20 protein-coding genes are annotated in these 19,243 nt (G+C 68.8%); 7 read left to right on the top strand and 13 right to left on the bottom strand.

All coding sequences use genetic code 11. From position 1 onward, the window contains the following. Window positions 1-38 precede the first annotated feature (38 nt). Both ACMX37_RS09500 and ACMX37_RS09495 read left to right on the top strand, forming a co-directional pair. The gene (locus tag ACMX37_RS09500) at window positions 39-731 is read left to right on the top strand and encodes a hypothetical protein (protein WP_483145699.1); all 693 of its coding nucleotides are present in this window, start codon (window positions 39-41) and stop codon (window positions 729-731) included. Between the two features lie 13 nt (window positions 732-744). Beyond that, window positions 745-1,059, top strand: coding sequence for a DUF1330 domain-containing protein (locus tag ACMX37_RS09495; RefSeq protein WP_483145698.1), 315 nt, complete (start codon window positions 745-747; stop codon window positions 1,057-1,059). Here ACMX37_RS09495 and ACMX37_RS09490 read toward each other — a convergent pair. From ACMX37_RS09490 to ACMX37_RS09460, 7 genes are read right to left on the bottom strand one after another with little or no spacing between them, the layout of a single operon-like run. Next, window positions 1,040-1,639, bottom strand: coding sequence for a VOC family protein (locus ACMX37_RS09490; protein ID WP_483145697.1), 600 nt, complete (start codon window positions 1,637-1,639; stop codon window positions 1,040-1,042). The two genes, ACMX37_RS09495 and ACMX37_RS09490, sit on opposite strands and share 20 nt — an antisense overlap. Then, complete coding sequence (locus ACMX37_RS09485) at window positions 1,636-2,817, bottom strand: CaiB/BaiF CoA transferase family protein (RefSeq protein WP_483145696.1); 1,182 nt, start codon at window positions 2,815-2,817, stop codon at window positions 1,636-1,638. The genes ACMX37_RS09490 and ACMX37_RS09485 overlap by 4 nt, the downstream gene beginning before the upstream one ends. Further along, a complete protein-coding gene (locus tag ACMX37_RS09480) occupies window positions 2,814-3,734 on the bottom strand; it encodes a hydroxymethylglutaryl-CoA lyase (protein ID WP_483145695.1) in 921 nt (306 codons plus the stop codon). The genes ACMX37_RS09485 and ACMX37_RS09480 overlap by 4 nt, the downstream gene beginning before the upstream one ends. Then, window positions 3,731-4,336: a 3-isopropylmalate dehydratase small subunit gene (leuD, locus tag ACMX37_RS09475; RefSeq protein ID WP_483145694.1), complete on the bottom strand. Its 606-nt coding sequence runs from the start codon at window positions 4,334-4,336 to the stop codon at window positions 3,731-3,733. The genes ACMX37_RS09480 and leuD overlap by 4 nt, the downstream gene beginning before the upstream one ends. Beyond that, the gene (locus ACMX37_RS09470) at window positions 4,333-5,712 is read right to left on the bottom strand and encodes a 3-isopropylmalate dehydratase large subunit (protein WP_483145693.1); all 1,380 of its coding nucleotides are present in this window, start codon (window positions 5,710-5,712) and stop codon (window positions 4,333-4,335) included. The genes leuD and ACMX37_RS09470 overlap by 4 nt, the downstream gene beginning before the upstream one ends. A 10-nt stretch (window positions 5,713-5,722) precedes the next feature. Continuing rightward, window positions 5,723-6,223: a DUF3598 domain-containing protein gene (locus tag ACMX37_RS09465; protein ID WP_483145692.1), complete on the bottom strand. Its 501-nt coding sequence runs from the start codon at window positions 6,221-6,223 to the stop codon at window positions 5,723-5,725. Then, complete coding sequence (locus ACMX37_RS09460; protein WP_483145691.1) at window positions 6,220-7,548, bottom strand: alpha/beta fold hydrolase; 1,329 nt, start codon at window positions 7,546-7,548, stop codon at window positions 6,220-6,222. The genes ACMX37_RS09465 and ACMX37_RS09460 overlap by 4 nt, the downstream gene beginning before the upstream one ends. Before the next feature lie 117 nt (window positions 7,549-7,665). Here ACMX37_RS09460 and ACMX37_RS09455 point away from each other — a divergent pair, with 117 nt between their 5' ends. The 5 genes from ACMX37_RS09455 to ACMX37_RS09435 are packed head-to-tail and all read left to right on the top strand — an operon-like array spanning window position 7,666 to window position 12,590. Next, window positions 7,666-8,349 carry an isochorismatase family protein gene (locus tag ACMX37_RS09455; RefSeq protein ID WP_483145690.1) on the top strand — a complete coding sequence of 228 codons (684 nt, stop codon included), beginning with the start codon at window positions 7,666-7,668 and terminating at the stop codon, window positions 8,347-8,349. Continuing rightward, a complete protein-coding gene (locus ACMX37_RS09450; protein WP_483145689.1) occupies window positions 8,349-9,230 on the top strand; it encodes a polysaccharide deacetylase family protein in 882 nt (293 codons plus the stop codon). The genes ACMX37_RS09455 and ACMX37_RS09450 overlap by 1 nt, the downstream gene beginning before the upstream one ends. Continuing rightward, the gene (locus ACMX37_RS09445) at window positions 9,227-10,141 is read left to right on the top strand and encodes a polysaccharide deacetylase family protein (protein WP_483145688.1); all 915 of its coding nucleotides are present in this window, start codon (window positions 9,227-9,229) and stop codon (window positions 10,139-10,141) included. Before ACMX37_RS09450 ends, ACMX37_RS09445 begins: the two co-directional genes overlap by 4 nt. After that, window positions 10,138-11,556 carry an aldehyde dehydrogenase family protein gene (locus ACMX37_RS09440; RefSeq protein WP_483145687.1) on the top strand — a complete coding sequence of 473 codons (1,419 nt, stop codon included), beginning with the start codon at window positions 10,138-10,140 and terminating at the stop codon, window positions 11,554-11,556. The genes ACMX37_RS09445 and ACMX37_RS09440 overlap by 4 nt, the downstream gene beginning before the upstream one ends. Continuing rightward, window positions 11,553-12,590: a zinc-dependent alcohol dehydrogenase family protein gene (locus ACMX37_RS09435; protein WP_483145686.1), complete on the top strand. Its 1,038-nt coding sequence runs from the start codon at window positions 11,553-11,555 to the stop codon at window positions 12,588-12,590. The genes ACMX37_RS09440 and ACMX37_RS09435 overlap by 4 nt, the downstream gene beginning before the upstream one ends. Here ACMX37_RS09435 and ACMX37_RS09430 read toward each other — a convergent pair. The 6 genes from ACMX37_RS09430 to ACMX37_RS09405 form a co-directional block, all read right to left on the bottom strand. Further along, the gene (locus ACMX37_RS09430; RefSeq protein ID WP_483145685.1) at window positions 12,587-13,312 is read right to left on the bottom strand and encodes a hypothetical protein; all 726 of its coding nucleotides are present in this window, start codon (window positions 13,310-13,312) and stop codon (window positions 12,587-12,589) included. The genes ACMX37_RS09435 and ACMX37_RS09430 overlap by 4 nt on opposite strands. Further along, the gene (locus tag ACMX37_RS09425) at window positions 13,312-14,373 is read right to left on the bottom strand and encodes a nitrilase-related carbon-nitrogen hydrolase (protein ID WP_483145684.1); all 1,062 of its coding nucleotides are present in this window, start codon (window positions 14,371-14,373) and stop codon (window positions 13,312-13,314) included. The genes ACMX37_RS09430 and ACMX37_RS09425 overlap by 1 nt, the downstream gene beginning before the upstream one ends. 79 nt (window positions 14,374-14,452) lie before the next feature. Then, window positions 14,453-16,033, bottom strand: coding sequence for an FAD-binding oxidoreductase (locus ACMX37_RS09420; RefSeq protein WP_483145683.1), 1,581 nt, complete (start codon window positions 16,031-16,033; stop codon window positions 14,453-14,455). Further along, entirely contained in the window at window positions 16,033-17,349 is a 1,317-nt protein-coding gene (locus tag ACMX37_RS09415; RefSeq protein WP_483145682.1) for an MFS transporter, read from the bottom strand. The genes ACMX37_RS09420 and ACMX37_RS09415 overlap by 1 nt, the downstream gene beginning before the upstream one ends. Then, window positions 17,346-18,161 (bottom strand): alpha/beta fold hydrolase, encoded by an 816-nt coding sequence (locus ACMX37_RS09410; protein WP_483145681.1) that lies wholly within the window; start codon window positions 18,159-18,161, stop codon window positions 17,346-17,348. Before ACMX37_RS09410 ends, ACMX37_RS09415 begins: the two co-directional genes overlap by 4 nt. Further along, window positions 18,151-19,218: a VOC family protein gene (locus tag ACMX37_RS09405; protein WP_483145680.1), complete on the bottom strand. Its 1,068-nt coding sequence runs from the start codon at window positions 19,216-19,218 to the stop codon at window positions 18,151-18,153. Before ACMX37_RS09405 ends, ACMX37_RS09410 begins: the two co-directional genes overlap by 11 nt. Window positions 19,219-19,243 lie beyond the last annotated feature (25 nt).

Genomic DNA, 19,243 nt, shown 5'->3' with positions numbered 1-19,243 from the left:
CGCGGACGGGGCGCTGAAACGAGGGGGTCACGGCGACAATGGAATTTCTCGCGAGCAACGAACTCGCCATCCTGCGGTGGATACACATCCTCGCGATGGTCTACTGGCTGGGCGGCGAATGGGGCGTGTTCCAGACCAGCTATCACGTCACCAATCCCGCGCTTTCGCTGGAGGAACGGCGGCGGCACATGGAGACCGCCTACCGCATCGACATCCTCGCCCGGACCGGCATCGTGCTGCTCCTGCCGCTGGGACTGCACATGGGCAAGATCTACGGTTTCGTGCCCCTGCTCGAGGGGGCGGGCGTCTGGTGGATGTGGGCCTTCTTCGCGGTCTGGCTGGCGATGACCTGGACGGCCTTCATTAAGCGCGAGACCGATATCGGCATCGCCGTCACCCGCACCGAGGAGGTGCTGCGCTATCCGCTGATCATCGCGCTGTTCGGGGCGGCCGCGATGGCCTTTGCGGACAGCGGCCCGATCACCTCGGGGCCGAGCAACCTGTGGTATCCGTCCAAGATGGGGCTCTATGCCTTTGCGCTGTGCATCGGGCTGTTCCTGCGCCTCGTAATGCGGCGCTGGACCGAGCGGTTCCGGATCCTCGCCATGGGCCCCGACGCCGCGCAGGAGGCCGCGCTCGCCCGCGAGATCGCTCTCGCGCGGGTGGCGGCCTATATCTACTGGATCACCATCGCCTCGGTCTGTTTCCTCGGCGCGGTGAAGCCCTTCTGAGGAGAACGCCGCCATGCCCGCCTACATGATCGTCACCGCCGCGATCCGCGACCGCGAGGCCTTCATCGCCGGCTACGGCGCGGCGGCGGCGGCCCTGATCCCGAAATTCGGCGGCGAATACCTGCTGCGCGGGCCGGGCGCCGAGTGCCTCGAAGGCCAGTTCGGGGAGGGGGCGAGCATGGTCATCTCCAAATGGCCCGACCGCGCTGCGGCCAAGGCCTTCTGGAACAGCCCCGAATATGCCGAGGCGAAGAAATTGCGCGAAGGGCTTGCCGATGTGCAGGTCCTGCTGATCGACGGGCCCGACCTTATTGCAGGATCTGGTTGAGCTCGATCAGGATCCCGTCGGGGTCGAAGAAATTGCAGCCCATCACCCGGATGTCCGGCCCGCCGTTGCGGCCCGGATAGGTCTGCAGCCGCGCCTCGGCGGTGAAGGTCACGCCCGGGACCTGTTTCGCCCGCGCGCAGCGGCCCTCGACATCGTCGGTGTTGAGCACCAGCACGACATCGCCCGGGCCCATCCGCTTGGGATAGTCGCCCGCCGGGATGGCGGGATCGACCCACTCCATCAGCCCGACCCAGCCGACCCAGGGATCATTGGCGTTGAGCAGCACCAGCCGCGCCGTGGCGCCCGGCTCGCCCGCAGGCAGGGCCACGCCCGAGGTCTGGACGGTGGTGTCGTAATTGACCTGAAGCCCGATCACGTCGCGGTAGAGCGCGAGCGATTTTTCCATGTCGCGCACGATGATCGTGGCGCGGCGCACGTCGGTGGGCAGGCGCTCCTTCGGCGCGGCGACGCCCGGAGAGGCGGTCGCGGGCGCGGCGGCTGTGCGCGGGGCGCTGTCGCCGATATTGACGGCGCAGCCCGCCAGCAGGCTTGTGGCGGCGGCCAGTGCGATCATCCTCATGCGCTCTCTCCCACGGCGCCGCTTTCGATCAGGGCGGCGATCCTGTCCTCGTCGTAACCCAGCCCCGCCAGCACGCCGCGTGCATCGCGCCCGGGGGTCGGGAGCTGCTGCGGCGCGCCGATCCGTGCGCCGCCCATCTCCAGCGGGATGGTGGGCAGGCGCACGGCGGTGCCGTTGTCGAGCGTCACATCCTCCAGCCCCCCGTGCTGGAGGTGGGGATCGTCGAACAGGTCCTCGGGCTTGCCGATGGGGGCGAAGGGGAGGCCCGAACCGTCGAGCCTCGCGATCACCTCGGTCCGCGTCATGGTGGCGACGAGCGCGCGGATCGCAGGGATGATCCGGTCGCGCGCCGCCACGCGGGCGTTGTTTTCGCGTAAGGCTTCGTCCGCCCACAGTTCGTCGAGCGCGAACAGCCGGCAGAACTTCTCCCACAGCGCATCGGTGACGACGCCGATGAAGACCGGCTCGTCTTTCGTCTCGAACACGTCGTAGATCGCCCAGGCCGAGACCCGCGCCGGCATCGGGGCGGCGGGGCTGCCCGTGACGGCGAACTGCGCCATGTGCTGGCCGACGAGATAGGCCGTGGTCTCGAACAGGCTGGCGGTGACCTTCTGGCCGCGTCCGGTGCGGTGGCGTTCCTCGAGTGCGGCGAGCACGCCGATCACGCCGAACATGCCGCCCGTCACGTCGATCACGCTCGCGCCTGCGCGCAAGGGGCGGCCCGGCGGTCCGGTCATGTAGGCGAGGCCGCCCATCATCTGCGCGACCTCGTCGAGGGCGGTGCGGTTCTCGTAGGGGCCGGGCAGGAAGCCTTTTTCCGAGCAGTAGACCAGCCCAGGATTGGCCGCCGCGCAGCTCTCGTAATCCAGCCCCAGCCGGTCGAGCGCGCCGGGGCGGAAGTTCTCCACCAGCACATCGGCCTGCGACACGAGATCGCGCGCCACCGCGAGGCCTTCGGCACATTTCAGGTCGAGGCAGATCGACTGCTTGCCGCGGTTGTACATCGGGAAGTAGCCCGCGCCCGAGCCCTTGAGGCGGCGCGTGCTGTCGCCGCCGATGGGTTCGATCCGCACCACCTCGGCACCGAGACCGGCAAGGATGTGGCCGACCACTGGGCCCATGACCATGTGCGTGAACTCGACCACGCGGATGCCGGCAAGCGGGGCGGGGGCGCTCATGCGGCAACCCTCTGCGCGTAGTCCTTCATGGGTCCTGCATCGGGGGTGAAGCCGTAGAGCGGCTCCCCGGGCAGCGCCTCGGCGAGGATCGCACGCACTTCGAGCAGCTTCTCGAGGTCGATCCCGGTTTTATGGCCCATGCTGTTCAGCATCAGCACGAGGTCTTCGGTGACGAGGTTGCCGCTGGCCCCGGGCGCGAAGGGGCAGCCGCCGAGACCGCCGAGCGAGGCGTCGAAGGTGGTGATCCCTTCCTCCAGCCCGGCGACGACATTGGCGAGGCCGAGGCCGCGGGTGTTGTGGAGGTGGAGCGTCGTCATCCTGTCCGCGCCCACCGCCGCGCGCACCCGGCGCACCAGCCTGCGCACCTGCGCCGGATCGGCATAGCCGGTGGTGTCCGACAGCGAGAGCTCCTGCGCCCCGGCCTCGACCGCCTTTTCGGCGAGGCGCACCACCGCATCCTCGCTCACCGCGCCCTCGATCGTGCAGCCGAAGGCGGTGGAGAGGCCCACGGCGAAGTGAATGCCCGCCTCGCGCGCAATGGCCGCCGCCGCCGCGATTTCGGCCAACATGGCCGGGTGATCCTTGCGCACGTTCTTCAGAGAGTGGGTTTCGCTCATCGAGAAGGGGATGCTCATCGCGTGCACCCCCGCCTCGGCGGCGCGGGCCGCGCCTTTCGCGTTGGGCACCAGCGCCACGACATTGAGCCCCTCGATGCCGCGCGCGAAGGCGACGAGGTCGGCAGTGTCGGCCATCTGCGGCAGCAGGCTCGGGGGCACGAAGGAGCCCACCTCGATCTCGCGCACGCCCGCCGCCGCCTCGGCCGCGATCCAGCGTTTCTTCGCTTCGAGCGGCATGATCCGGCTGATCGATTGCAGCCCGTCGCGTGGGCCGACTTCGGAGACGAGGATTTCGGTCATGTGGCGTTCTCCAGATAGGCCCAGGGCCGCAGCTGCCGGTCGCCGGCCAGCCAGTCGCGGATCGCCTGCCCCTGTTTCAGGGTGAGGTCGATCGCATCCAGCCCTTCGAGCAGCATCGCCCTCGCTTCCGCATCGATGGCGAAGGGCCAGCTTTCGCTGCCGGCGCTGACGCTCTGTGCGGCAAGATCGATGGTCAGCGTCCGCCAGCCGAGACTGCGCACGACAGCCTCGGGCAGTTCGATCGGCAGCAGGCCGTTGCGGATGCAATTGCCCTTGAAGATCGGGGCGAAGGAGGGGGCGATGACAGCCTCGATCCCGAACTCGGCGAGCGCCCAGACGGCGTGTTCGCGGCTCGACCCGCAGCCGAAGTTCGCTCCGGCCAGCAGCACGCGGGCACCCGCCGCCTCGGGCCGGTTGAGCGCGAAGGCCGGGTCGGCGATCCGCGCGGCGGCGTCGGTGTAGCGCCACGGGGCGAACAGCCCGCCCGCAAGGCCGGTGCGCCCGGTGGTCTTCATCTCGCGGCTGGGGATGATCGTGTCGGTGTCGATATTGTCGCGCAGCAGCGGCACGGCGGGGCTGGTTATGATCGAGACCGGCTTCATGCGGGTGCCTCCTCGCGGGCGAGGGCGCGCGGATCGGCGATGGCCCCGGCGACGGCGCTCGCGGCGACGGTTTCGGGGGAGGCGATATGGGTGCGGATGCCGGGCCCCTGCCGGCCCTCGAAATTGCGGTTGGTGCTGGAGATCACGCGCGAGCCCTCGGGGAATCCCTCGCCGCCGGCGTAGAAGCACAGCGAACAGCCGCTCATGCGCCATTCGAAGCCTGCCGCCTCGAACACCTTGTCCAGCCCCTCGTCCTCGGCCTGCCTCTTCACCGCCAGCGAGCCGGGCACGACCAGCGCCTTTCGGATCGAGGGCGCGATCCGGCGGCCCTTCAGGAGCGCGGCGGCGCGGCGCAGGTCGGCGATGCGGCTGTTGGTGCACGAACCGATGAAGGCGGCATCGATCGGCGTTCCGGCGAGCGGCGCGCCGGGGGCAAGGCCGATGTAGTCATGCGCGCGCTGCGGCCCCTGCGGGACGGAAGCGGTGACGGGGATCGTGTGTTCGGGGCTGGTGCCCCAGCTCACCATCGGCGCGAGCGCGCCGGCGTCGATCGCGATCTCGCGGTCGAAGGCCGCATCGGCGTCGGATCGGAGGGTGGCCCAATAGGGATCATCGAAGGCTTCGAGGGCGTAGGGGCAACCGGCGAGGTAAGCAAAAGTCTTCGCGTCGGGCGCGATGATCCCGGTCATTGCGCTGAACTCGGTCGCCATGTTGCAGAGCGTCATGCGCCCCTCCATGTCGAGCGCCGCCACCGCCTCTCCGGCGAACTCCACCGCATGGCCCGCCCCGCCGCCCGCGCCGTGCGCCGCGATCAGGGCGAGCGCCATATCCTTGGGGGTCACGCCGGGGGCAAGCCGGCCGGTGAAGGTCACGCGCATCGTCCCGGGCCGCTCCATCCTGAGCGTGCCGGTGACCATCGCGTGCTCGGCCTCGCTGCTGCCGATCCCCCAGGCGAGCGCACCGAAGGCCCCTTGCGTGCAGGTATGGCTGTCGGGCGCGACCAGCGTGAGGCCGGGGAGCACGATCCCCTGTTCGGGCGAGATCACGTGGATGATCCCCTGATCGCGGTCGTTGACGTCGAACAGCCTGATCCCTGCAGCCCGCGTCGCCGCGCGGGTCTCGGTGATGAAGCCCTCGCCGCCCGGCATCAGCGTGCCGTCGCCGCGCCCCGGGCGGGTGTCGACGATGTGATCCATCACCGCGAAGACCCGTGCCGGATCGAGCACGCTCCGCCCGGTTTCGGCCATGCGCCGGAGCGCCGCCGCGCCGGTGCGCTCGTGCAGGAACACCCGGTCGATCGCGATCAGGTGCGCGCCGCCCGCCGTTTCGGCGATGCGGTGCGCGTCCCAGATCTTGTCGAACAGGGTCTGTCCCATAAGTGCCGCGTCAGCCCTTTGCCTTCATTTCCGCATCCACCGCGCGCCAGTCCTTCGTCACGAAGGTTTCCTGGATGGCGGTGCGCGTTTCCAGCATCCCGTTCCTGATCCAGTGCCACGTGCGGCAGCGGTGCTGGCCGCAATCTGAGATCTGGATCTGCTCGTAGAGATAGAGCGAGGGATCGCCGGTGCGCTGCCAGTAGAGCATCATGGTGCGGTTGTATTCGTCGAGCGGGACTTCCGCCGCCCAGCCCTGGATCAGCTCGTTGTCCCACCAGATGCGCCCGTCGCGGTAGGTCGCGGGGAAATCGCGCACCTCGGTGCGCCCGTCGGGCCAGCGATAGTGGTTGGTCTGGTGATAGGGCACCTCCGCGTCGCCGGTGATACGGCACAGCAGCCGGCTGGCGTGCTCGTCGACCTTCTCGTTCTTCGCGTTGAAATAGGAATAGGTGCCGTCCCACACGCCCTCGTGGCGCGCGAGCAGCGGCATGGCCTTGGCGAAGTCGGTCATCCGGTCTCTCCCTTGATGGTGCTGAGTGTATCATGCCAGCGGCGCGCGGCATCCCCCGCGACGATCCGGGCGCGGGCGCGGCGCTGGAGGGCGTGCGGATCGAGCGCCGCCGCGTCGAGGGGGATCGCATGGGCGGCGCTTGCCTCGTACCACGGCGCGAAGAAGGCCTCGGCGCGGGCGATGGCCCAGGCGCGCTGGAGATAGGCGCCGAAGCGGTCGGGCGTCATGTCGGGATAGAGCCGCTCCGGGTCGCCCGGCGGCGGCGCGGGCCACAGGATCGCCTCCGCCCCGAGCGCCAGCGCCGCCGCCTCGAGAGCGCCTTGCAGATCGTCGAAGGGATCGGACTGGCCGTGGCCGGGAACGTCGAGGGCGAGGGTGCCAGGCTCCGGATCGCGCATCTGCCCGGCCGGCGCATGCAGCACCAGCCGGTCGGCGCCGCGTTCGCCCTTCCAGTGGATCAGCCCGCCTTGCAGAGCGACCCAGCCTTCGTGCGCATCCTCGGCGAGCGGCGGGCAAGGCGCATCGCCGCCGTGCCGGCGCAGGAAGGCGAGGCTGGCGTCCTGGTGCTCGGCGGGGGTGGCGACCTTCCTCGCCTCCCACCCGGCGGGCATCGGCCCGAGACGGTCGATATGCGCCTGCAAGGGATCGCCGGCATAGGCGCTGATGAGGCAGGGCGGCACCTGCGCCTCGACCGGAGGAATGTCGCGCGGCGCGCGCAGCACCGCGCCATAGCCCGCCTGATAGGCATTGCCGGCTTCCAGCATCTCCATCACCGCCTGCGCGACCCGCGCCACATCGGCATGGGCACCGGGCAGCCGCGCTTCCTCGCGCGTGTCGAACCACGGGAAGATCCAGCTCTGTTCGAGCATCCGGTTCCACAGCCAGGCGAGGTGCTCGCCATAGGGCGCGGGGTGGAACTCGGGCAGGTAACGCTCGCCGAAGATGCGCATCTCGGCCTCGCTCCAGATCGCGTAGCCGCCGACCGCCAGCGCGCGAAACCGGTGCGGCTGGCGCTTCAGCGCGGTGACGAGGATGATGCCGCCCGAGTGGAAGCCGTAGGCGGGGCAGCAACCGATCCCGAGCGCATCGATCGTCTCGCACAGCGCATCGGCGAAGTCGGCGATCTCGGGCTGGCCCGGCAGCGGATCGGACAGGCCGAAGCCCGGCGTGTCGGGGGCGATGCAGGTGAAATGCTCGCCCCATTGGCGCATCAGCGGCTCGTATTCGGCCGAGGATCGCGGGCTCTGGTGAACCATCAGCAGCGCCGGACCCCTGCCGCAGCGACGGTAGTGGACGCGCCGGCCGGTGCCGGGGATCGTCAGCATGTGCCGCGTTATCATGGCGCAAAAGTTGTCCGGACAAATTTCACTCGACAAGCCTCTACGCCCGTTTATTGTCCCGTGTCAAAGCGGAATCGAACAGGTGCGAGGGACAGCCCGGACATGACGGAATTGATCGGCACGAGGATGATTTCGGACGGCAGGACCGCGCGCCAGCTGTTCGATGAGGTGATGGCCAACCCCGCCCGCCGCAAGTTCGGTTTCGGCAGCAAGCTCGCCATAGTCAATGTCGATGTCCAGCAGGCCTACACCCGCGTGGACATGTTCAGGACCGCCTACGAGACCGACCCGCGCCAGATCGAACACATCAACACGATCAGCCGCCTCGCGCGCGAGCGGGGGATGCCGGTGGTGTGGAGCCGCGTCGCCTACAAGGCCGACGCCGGGGATGCGGGCGTGTGGGGCACGCGCACCGATACCGAGGACAGCCTGCAGAACATCAAGTATGGCAGCGAGCGCCATGCCTTCGACGCGCGCTGCGACATTCACCCCGACGATCTCGAATTCACCAAGCGCATGCCGAGCGCCTTCTTCGAGACCCCGCTGGCGAGCTACCTGACCTTCCACCGGGTCGATACCGTGGTGGTGACCGGCGGTTCGACCTCGGGCTGCGTGCGGGCCACCGCGGTCGATGCGCTCAGCCACGGCTACCGCACCATCGTCCCCATCGAGACCTGCGCCGACAAGCACGAGAGCTACCACTTCGCCAACCTCACCGACCTCCAGCTCAAATATGCCGATGTGGAGCCCGTGCAGGCGGTGATCGAGTGGCTGGAGGCGCGCTGATGCGGGAAGGTGCGGGCGACCCGGAGCTTTACGACTACCATCCCTACAATGCCCGGCCGAGGATCGTCTGGCCGGGCGGCAAGACGGTCGCCGTGTGGGTCGCGCCCAATCTCGAATATTACGAGCTCGACCCGCCCGTTCACCCCAAGCGCAAGCCGTGGCCGCGCCCGCACCCCGACGTGGTGGGCTTCTCGCACCGCGACCACTCCAACCGCGTGAGCCACTGGCGCATGGCCGAGGTGATGAGCCGCCACGGCTTTCCCGGCTCGGTCAGCCTGTCGGTCGCGCTGTGCCAGCATCATCCCGAAGTGGTCGCAGACGCGGCGGCGCGCGGGTGGGAGTTCTTCAGTCACGGCATCTACAACACCCGCTATTCCTATGACATGACGGAGGAACAGGAACGCGCGATCATCGAGGATTCGATCGCCACCGTGCGCGCGGCCACGGGGCAGACGATCCGCGGCTGGCTCGCCCCGGCGCTGACCCACACGTCGCGCACACTCGACCTGATCGCGGAATACGGCCTCGATTACACCTGCGACCTCTATCACGACGATCAGGTGCAGGAGGTGAAGGTGGCGAAGGGCCGGCTCGCCTCAATCCCCTACAGCCTCGAGGTGAACGACCACTACGGCTTCTTCGTCTACAACATGAGCGGGCGCGAATATGCCGAGACGCTGATCCGCCAGTTCGAACGGCTGGCGGCGGAGGGCGAACGCTCGGGCACGGTCATGTGCATTCCGCTCCACGCCTATCTGATCGGCCAGCCGCACCGGATCGGTCCCTTCGAGGAAGCCCTGCGCCACATCGCCGCCGATGGCCGCGCATGGATCGCGCGGGCGGGCGAGATCGTCGACGCGTGGCGGGAGCAGGTCGGATGAGCACGCTGCCCGAAAGCTACACGCAATATCCGCGGCGCGGCGAAGGCTATGACCATGATCTCTATGAATGGTCGAACATGCACGCCCGCCCGCCGCTGCGCTGGCCGCAAGGGTCGGTCGCGGTGTGGCTGTGCGTCAGCCTCGAATGGTTCCCGATCATCCCCGGCGGCGCTTTCGCCGCGCCGGGGCACATGGTCACGGCCTATCCGGACTACCGCCACTACACCGCCCGCGATTACGGCAACCGGGTCGGGGCGTGGCGCTTCCTCGAGGCGTTCGAAAAGGCCGGCGTCAAGGCGAGCTTCGCCACCAATGCCGCGATTGCGGAACGCTATCCCGAACTCGTCGCGGGGTTGTCGGCAGGTGGTCACGAGGTCATTGCCCATTCGACCGACATGAACGGGACGATCGACTCCACCCTCGATCCCGACGTGGAGCGCGCCCTGGTGGCCGATGCGATGGAGCGGATTGAGCGCGCCAGCGGGGTGCGGCCGACGGGGTGGCTCTCCATCGCGCGCCAGCAGAGCTTCGCGACCCCCGGCATCCTCAGGGATCAGGGGCTAACCTACTGCTGCGACTGGGTAAATGACGAGCTTCCCTATCGCTTCGCAAATGGTCTTGTGAACCTCCCGCTCAACCACGAGCTGTCCGACCGCCAGATCATCACCGTCCAGCAGAAGAGCGCCGACAGCTGGGCCGAGAGCATGCGCGACGCCTTCGACTGGCTGGCCCGCGAGGCGGCGGAACAGGGGGCGGGGCGGATGCTGCCGATCCATTTAACGCCGTATATCATGGGCTTGCCTTACCGCATCGGCGCGCTCGAATGCCTGCTGGCCGATCTCGCCGCCCGGCCCGAGGCGTGGTTCGCGCGCGGAGACGAGATCGTTGCCGCGTGGGAGGCGCAGACATGAAGGCCCGCAATCCCCGCACCGGCGAGGCGGATTACGCCTTTGCCGAAAGCACACGCGCACAGATCGCCGCCGAAGCCGCACGGCTGCGCGCGGTGCAGCCCGCGTGGGAAGCCCTCGGTCCGGAAGGGCGCGCAGGGGTCATGATGCGTCTCGCCGATGCCGTCGAAGCCGCAGCAGGGAGCATCATTGCCGCCCTGTCGGTCGACACCGGGCGGCAGGCAATCGCGGCGATCGAGGTGCAGGGCTTTATCGCCAATATCCGCCGCTGGGCTAAGCGCGGGCCCGAGCTGTTCGCCGGGCTCGACCGGGGGCCCCGGCCCTCGCTGACGCCCGGGATCGAACTGGTCACGAATTACAGCGCCGTCCCGCTGTTCGGGGCGATCGCGCCGTGGAATTTTCCGGTGGTGCTGAGCCATATCGACGCGGTGCCCGCGCTGATGGCAGGTTCGGCCGCGCTGGTGAAGCCGTCCGAGGTCACTCCGCGCTTCGTCGAACCGATGCGCGCGGTGCTGGCCCGGGTGCCGGACCTTCCGCTCGCCTATGTCATGGGCGGGGCGGACGTGGGCCAGGCGCTGATCGAGGAAGTCGACTATATCTGCTTCACCGGCTCGACCGCGACCGGCCGCAAGGTCGCCGAGGCCGCCGCGCGGCGATTGATCCTGGCCAATCTCGAACTGGGCGGCAAGGATCCGATGATCATCACCGCCAGTGCCGACCCGGAATGGGCCGCGCGCGTCGCCCTGCGCGCCTCGATCGTCGCCACCGGGCAGGCGTGCCAGTCGATCGAGCGCATCTATGTCGCGCGTGCCATTGCCGAACCCTTCCTCGCCGCGCTGGTCGCGGGAGCCAAAAGCGTGCGCCTCACGCATCCCGATCCGGCGAGCGGGCACCTTGGCCCCTTCATCTTCCCCGAACAGGCCGACAAGGTGCAGGCGCAGATCGACGCCGCCGTCGCCGAGGGTGCCCGGGTGCTGGCAGGCGGCACGGTCGAGCGGCTGGAGGGCGGGGCCTATCTGCGCCCGACCGTGCTTGTCGATGTCACGCCGGCAATGGCGGTCATGCGCGAGGAGACCTTCGGCCCGGTGCTGCCAGTGACGGTGTTCGACACCATCGACGAGGCGATCGCGCTCGCCAATGACAGTGATTACGGCCTTTCGGCGGCGGTGCTGGCGGGCTCCCTCGAAGAGGCATCTGCGATCGCCCCGCTGCTCGATGCCGGTGCGGTGTCGCTGCAGGACGGGGCGCTGACCAGCATGGTCGGCGATGCCACCAATCTCTCGCGCAAGGGTTCGGGTCTCGGGCCCAGCCGGATGGGCGATAGCGGGCTCACCCGCTTCCTGCGGGAACAGGCGCTGATCCGCCAGACCGGCACGGCCTTGACGATCGACGCCTATGCCGAAAGGGGCAGTGCATGATGCGCGCGTGGGAGATCGGGCCGCGCAACATCGGCAGCCGGGGCATCGGCGGGTTGCGGCTCGCCGAGCGTGCCGCGCCCGATCCGGGGCCGGGCGAGGTGCTGGTGCGGGTGATCGCCGCCGGTCTCAACTACCGCGATCTTATGGTGCTGCGCGGTCAATACGGAACGGGCCTGCCCGACACCCGCGTTCCCCTGTCCGACGGCGTCGGAGAGGTAATCGCGCTGGGCGAGGGCGTGACCGGCCTCGCGCCCGGCGACCGGGTGATCGCGCCGCATTTCCTCGGCTGGCGCGACGATGCGGCCTATTCGCCCGCGGTATTCGCGCAGGACATGGGCGTAAGCGCGGATGGCTGGCTGGCCGAGCGGATCGTGCTCCCTGCGGCTGCGGCGCTCAGGGTGCCGGAGGGGGTCGGGGACCAGACCGCCGCGAGCCTTGCCGTGGTCGGCGCGACGGTGTGGCACGCGATGGTTGCCTTCGGCGGGGCGGGTGCGGGCAGCCTCGTGCTGGCGCAGGGCACCGGCGGGGTCTCGATCTTCGCGCTGCTTCTGGCCAAAGCCCTCGGGGCAAGCTTCGCGATCACCTCGTCGAGCGACGACAAGCTTGCGCGCGCACGGGCCATGGGCGCCGATTACGCGATCAACTACAAGGCCCGGCCCGACTGGAGCGCGGCGCTGCTGGAAGCGACCGGCGGGCGCGGAGCGGACGTGGTGGTCGACACGCTGGGCTTCTCCGCGCTGGGAGAGACCATCGCCGCGTGCGCGCCCAACGCGCGTATCGGAACGCTCGGCGCGCTCGCGGGATCGCCGCAGGATGTCGCCGGCGCGAGCCAGGGCGCGCTGATCGGCAAGAACATCGCCATCAAGGGCATCGCCAGCGGCAGCCGCGCGATGCTCGAAGCCGCGCTGGCGGTGGTTGCCGAGCGGGGGATAGCGATCCCCGTCGATCACGAATTCGCCTTTGCCGATGCGCCCGCAGCCTTTGCCTGCCTCGACAGCGGCAGCCACTTCGGCAAGATCGTGATCCGGACCTAGCGTTCCAGTTCGACCAGCTCGTAGCGGTTCATCATGTAGCCGTCGATCGCGCCATAGACGAAGACCGAGTCCGCGTCCGCCGTCACCCACATGTCGTAATCGGGGTGGGTCTTGCCGCCCATGCCGTCCCCGCTGTCGTCGACGAAGCGGAAGTGGCGGCAGGCGAAGGTGCCGGCGGCGACGGTCTTTTCCGCCTCGCCGACATATTCGAGCGTGATGAACACCTCGGCCAGCTGCGGCGGGGTCGCGCCGCGGTGATCGGGGGAGGGGAGGAACACCCTGAGCCTGCGCCTGTGCGGCCCCTTGCTCACATCCATGATCCGCGTCAGGAACCCGTCGCCCGCGATGGGGTGGGTGCCGAAGCCGTCGAAGGCGCCCACATCCTCGCGCAGTTCCGAATTGCGCCCGATCGAAGGGCCGTAGCTCTCGCAGGACAGGGTCCCGGCGGCCGCATCGTGACGCATCCAGCCCGAACCGAGGAATTCGTCGCCCACCGTCAGGTGCACCAGCAGGTTCTGCGGCACCATGCCCGGGCCGATGTGATAGGTCACATTGCGCAGCACCGTGGGATCGGGCTCCTCGATCTCGCACTGCGCGCTCATCACCACCGAGCCATCGGCATGGTGCGAGAAGTTGAACCACTCGCGCCCGCGCTCGCGCCCCTGCCATTCGGGCTTCACCGAGGTGTAGCTGATCCGCCCCCTGACATTCCTGTGCCGCATCAGATCACTCCTGCCTTGACGAGCCGTTCGATCACGTCGGCCTGCGCCCGTTGAAAGTGGTCGCGGTCCGGAACGGCGGGCTTGCCGCCCTCCATCATGCCGTCGGGACCGCGGAAGGGTTCTGCCGCGGCGGCAAAGCTCTGGGCGAACAGCGCCGGACGCTGGCGGGCGAGGTAGTTCGTCATCGCCGGCGTGCGGCGCGCCTCGCGCAAGGCCGCAAGGTCGATGGCGGCAAAGGCGGTGAAGGTCTCCCCGTCGCCCGACTGGGCGATCACCCGGCCCTTCCAGTCGACCACCTGGCTGTTCCCGTCGGCACTCGCCAGCGGCATCGCCGTCCCCGAAATGCCCGCCGTATTGGCCGAGACGACATAGGCGAGGTTCTCGAACGCGCGGGCCTGCTTGGCGATGTCCTTGTGGGTCGCGAGCGGCGAGCCGATTTCCGAGGAAGAATGGCAGAATACCTCCGCCCCGCGCAGCGCCAGCGCGCGGGCGATTTCCGGGTAGAGGATTTCCTCGCTGGCGATGCAGGCGAGATTGCCGATGTCGGTCCGCGCGACGGGAAAGACGCCTTCAAGCCCGTATTTGTCGAGATAGGCTTCCCACACGTCATGCGGCGAGGGGGCGAACATCGAAAGCAGCCGCCGGTAACGCAGCACCACCGCACCGGACGGGTCGATGATGAAGCTGGTCTGGAAGTAGAAGTCGGGAAACGCCGCGTCGGTCTCGTAGGCGTTGCCGGCGAGAAACATCCCCAGCCTCTGGCCCACGCCGCCGAGCGCCTCGTATTCGGGCCCGTCTGGCGCGAAACCCACGCGGGCGGCGAAATCGGGGATCGAAATGCGCCCCGGATAGGACGTGAAGAGATACTCCGGCAGCACCACGAGCTTGACCGGCTTGCCCGCATATTGCGCGACGAAGATCGCGCTGGTGCGGATCTGGCCTTCGAGCTCGGCAATGTGCGCGAGGATCGCCGCACGGGCGCTGGCGGTGTCCGGCAGCCGTTCGAGCGAGCGCGCGGTCAGTTGCATCGCCATTGCGGAATAAGAGGCGGTCTGGGTCACGTCGTCTCCTTGAGCGAATGCGAGCGGTGCGCGGGCGAGGGCGGCTGCGCCCAATCCTGCGGCAAGCGTGCGGCGGCGGTCAATCAGCGGCATCGCCGCCCAGCCCGAGCGCGCCGGGGTTCATCAGGCCTCTGGGGTCCACCTGCCGCTTGAGCGCGCGCAGGATTTCCCACCCGGCCGGATCGTGGCGCTCGCGCAGCGGGTAGGTGCGCGCGATCTGCAGGTGGATCGCCTCGAGGCTCTGGAAGATCGCGATCACCTCGCCCTTGAGCCGGTCGACCAGCGCGGTCGCCTCGGGGCTGTCGGCGAGCTTCGGCAGACGCGCGAGATGATCGGCCTCCACCGCATGGACATGGAGCGGATTGTGCTCGCCCGGCCAGAAGAACACCGGCTCGATGAGGCAGGACGAGCGACCCGTCGCCGCGATCAGCGCACCCGTTTCGACCTTGAGCCGGGCCATCTCCGCCGCATTTTCCTCCCACAGGCGCTGCAATCGCTCCCATGCCTCCACGAGCCGGGAGTGGGGCAGGAAGCCGTGCACCGGCACCCAGCGTTCGCCCCCGGGGCCGAGCATCGAATTGGGCGGGGGGAAGGGGTTGGCCCGCAGGATCTTGGGGATCGAGTTCTCCACCACACTGCCGCCATGCTCGCGCACGATCGCCTCGATCGCGCGCATGTCGGCATCGACAGCGCCCTGGTGGCGCCCCTCGGCGATGCAATGGAGGCTGAAGGGTACCCCGTCGAGAAACGAGCGTCCGGCGAGCGCAACCTTCGCGCCTTCTTTCATCGCCTTCAGGATCCCGCCCGATTTCGCCTCTGCCTTGAGCATGTTGCCGAGCTGCCTGGCGTCCTTGACCAGCGAATCGCGCTTCATCCTCTGGGCTTGCAGGAAGGGATCGAAGGCAAAGCTCTCCGATGCGAGCTCCGCCCGGGCGATGGCGCTCATCGCGCGTAGCAGCGCGTCATGCGCGGCGAAGCTGAAGGAACCATGGGCGAAGGCAGTGGCTTCGCGCACGAGCTTCAACCGAACCCGCGCCTTGACGCCGAAAGCACCGCAATCGGCCGCGAACAGGCTGGTGAGGTCGGGGCCATAGGGGCGGAAGAACGCCGAACCCGTCGTGACGATCGTCCCGTTGGCCAGCACCACGTCGAAGCTCACCGCGCTGTCGACGACGCTGCCGGCGCGGGCGCCCCAGAAGATGCCGTTCTGGCTCATCCCGCCGCCCACCGTCGCGCGGATGCCCGAGAGCGTGCCCCACGCCATGACCCGCAGGCCCCGCGGGGCGAGCGCGCGGTGAAGCTTGTCCCAGCTGATCCCCGCCTCGACCGTGACCACCATGTCGGTCTCGTCGATGGCGATGATCGCGTCGAGCGCCTCGGTGTCGACCAGCAGGAACGGCCCGCCGTCGTAGAGATAGCCGCCGGTGTAGCTCATCCCGCCGCCGCGCGGGACGATGGCAATGCCGGCAGCCGTCGCCGCGCCTATCCCGGCGGCGAGTTCCGCGACGCTCGAGGGGCGGAACACCGCCAGCGGACGCGCGCCGCAGGTCAGCACGTCGTGGCTGTAGAGTGAAAGCGCGGCATCGTCGGTCAGCAGCGTGGCGGAACCGACCGCTGCCGTGACCGCGGCTAACGGATTGTCCTTTGCGAGGCTCGCCATCAGGCCGGCTCCAGCCCTGCCGGAGCAGGCTCGTCCTCGCCTTCGGCCTCGGGAAGGGACTGCGGATAGCGGCCAAGCAGCAGCAGCAAGGCTCCCCCGAGGATGAAGGCGCCGATCGCCAGTCTCAGCACCGGATCATAGCTCCCGGTCCGGTCGAACGCCTGCGCGTAGATGACGGGCGAGGCGGCAGACCCCAGCCCGAAGGGCATGTAGAGCATCCCGTAGATCCGCCCGTAATTGGCCATGCCGAAATAGCGGCCCGTCAGATAGGCGATGAGGTCGCTCTCCGCGCCGGCGGCGAAGCCGAGCAGAAAACCCGCCAGAGCGGCGAGGGGGAAAGTGATCGAATCCCCCAGCAATATCCACCCCGAGGCGGCCGGCAGGCACAGCAGCGGGAAGGCGACAAAGCCCTGCCAGAAGCGGTCGAGCAGTGCGCCGGTGATGAGCCGCCCTGCGAAGATCCCGATGCCGAGGATGCCCATCACGCTCGCGGCGGTCTTGGCATCGACCCCGCGCAGGGCCAGCATCGTCGGCATGTTGATGAAGGCCCCTCCGAAGGCTGTCGCGATGCAGGCGATCGAAAGCCAGATGATCCAGAACCGGTAGTCGGTCATCGCCTTGCCGAGCGTTACGCCGGTCAGCCGCCCGCTGGCGCTCTCGATCGCGCGCGGGCGCTCCTCGGGACGGGGTTCGCGGAATAGGAAGAAGGCGACCGCAAGCGCCGCCAGCGGCAAGAGCGCCACGGCGGCGAACATCGCGCGCCAGCCCTGCGCCTCGATCACCTCGACGGCGAAGCGCGGCACGATCATCGCGGCCAGACTTGTGCCGAGCAGCAGGATTCCGAGGGCAAGGCCGCGGTTCTTGTAGAACCACAGGTTGATTGCGCGGCTCCATGTCACCGGAGTCGAACCGATCCCCACCAGCCCGATCACCGCCCACAGGCCGTAATAGATGTAGAGCGCCGCGCGCGGATCGCCCGTTGGCGTGAGCGCCACCGCGGCGAAGGACAGCGCGAAGGCCAGCAGCGACCACAGGGCCACGGGACGCACGCCGAAGCGGTCGGCCATCCAGCCGAACACCGGGGCAAGCACGCTGGCGATCACACCGAACAGGGTGATCGGCACGACGGCCTCGGTCTGGCTCCAGCCGAATTCCTCGCGCAGGGGGCCGACCGTGAAACCGATGATGTTGTAGGGGATCGGCGAGGCGCCGCACATCACCCCCAGCACGCCGGCCAGCAGGACTTTCCAGCCCTTGGCGAATTCGCCGCGCTCCTCTGCGATCTCGGGTTCGGTCCTTGTCGGGTCGGGGCTCACATGTGCTCCTGTGCATGACTGGCGGGTTGGGCTGGCTGAAGGTGACTGAGGCGCGGCAGCGTGTCCAGCAACAGGCGCGCCACGTCGTCCGGCGCGGTCAGCATCGCCTCGTGCCCTGTCGCCAGTTCGGCATAGGACCAGGTCGGGTCGGACGCGGCCATCTGCGCGATGAAGGGGAACTGCGTCTGCGTCATCGCCGGATCGGTGCAATGCACATAGGTGCGCGGGATGCCGTCCGGGCCGCCGTGCTCGAGCCGGATCGGGTCGAGCCAGGTCCGCAGCGGATGCGGGGTGAGACGATCGGCCACCCAGTCGTGCAGCGGATGATCCTCCGGAATGCCGAGCATTGCCGGAGGAAAGGCAGCCATCGCGATACCGTCGGGCGCGAGGCGGCGCAGACCGGCCTCGGCGGCGGCAATCGCCTCGGGCGGTCGCGGCGCGCCATAGGAGATCATGCTCTCGCCGTCACGGGGCAGGGCGGCGTCGAGGTAGAGAATATGGGCGATCCTGTCCTTGAGCCTGTCGGCCACGCCGGTGATCACCATTCCGCCATAGGAATGGCCTGCCAGCACGATGTCCGACAGATCGCGGTCGGTGATGTATCGCGCCAGATCGGCGATGTGACCTGCCAGCGATGTGTTAGCATCGAGCTCGTCCGCCCGTTCGGCAAGGCCCGGCAAGGTCGGGGCGTGGACGCGGTGCCCCGCCGCCTCGATCCGTTCGCGCACCGGATCCCAGCACCACCCGCCGTGCCATGCGCCGTGCACCAGCACGAAATCACGAGAAGCCGGGACGGCGTCGTCAGCGGGCACGGTAGAATTCCGTCAGATTGCCATCGGGATCGCGGACCGCGAAGATTTCGGCACTGCCAATCCCGGTGATCGCGACCGCAGTGGCGGCGTAGGCCGGCGCGACCGAATTGCCTGCGAGAAAGGCGCGGTAACCCTCGAGATCGGCGACCGGATAGCGCAGCGAGATGATGCCCCAGTTGGGCGGCGCTGCGAATTGGGAGAGGTCGCGCCCGGCAAAGCCCTCGAACTGCATCATCTCGACCCGTCCAATCTCGCCCGGCAGCACCGGTTGCGCGACCGCGGCGCGGCGGACCAGGGTGGTGGCGAGGTTGGCAGGCACCGAGAAATTGTTGGCGCGCGGTTCGGGATCGGTGAAGGGCGCATCGAACAGCACCCCGAACCCCAGCCGGTCGCGGTAGAAGGCCAGCGCGGCGGGCTGGTCCCTCACCATCCGCATGGCATTGAAGGCCTGGCTCAATCGACCCACCGGAAAGCCTTTGAAGGGTGGGGCATCGCGCTGGTAGAGCGCGTAATTGATCCCGTGGGGCCCGCGGATCACGACATTGACGAGATCCGAGCCGCCGAAGCGGAAGGCATAGGGTGGGCTTTCCGCCCACCATCCGCGCGCGATCGCCGCGTCGAACAGCGCGGGGACATTCTCGCTGCGCAGCATGATCGAAAAGATGCCGCCCGTGTCCCACGGGCGTGCCGCGAGGCGGATGGGGCGCTGCCCTTCGGCATTGTCGAAGCGGACATAGCGGATGCAGCCGGTTTCGGCCGCCGGGGCGCAGACGAGAAGGAAGGCGCCCGAGACGGACTTCGGAAGGCCCCAGTAATCGAGTTCGCCGCGCGAGACGGCGCCGCGCATCCTCTCGCGCCAGTCCCCGTCGCCGACAAGCCATGCCGCGCTCGCGTCGAGATCGGCAACGCTCACCACCGCCTCGGTCCAGGGCGCGACGCCGAAACGGGCCGCCGCCGGCGGCGCGGGTGCGTCGGCGGCGGCGGCAGGGCTGGGGAGGAGAGCCGCCGCCACGGCGAGCGCGGCAGCGGTGAGGGCACGAGCAGCGGTCAGACGCATCGTCTGGGTCCGGATCGCTGCTCCT

This window comes from Porphyrobacter sp. THAI-01a, assembly GCF_056868655.1.
This window is presented reverse-complemented; position numbering and strand designations above follow the sequence as displayed.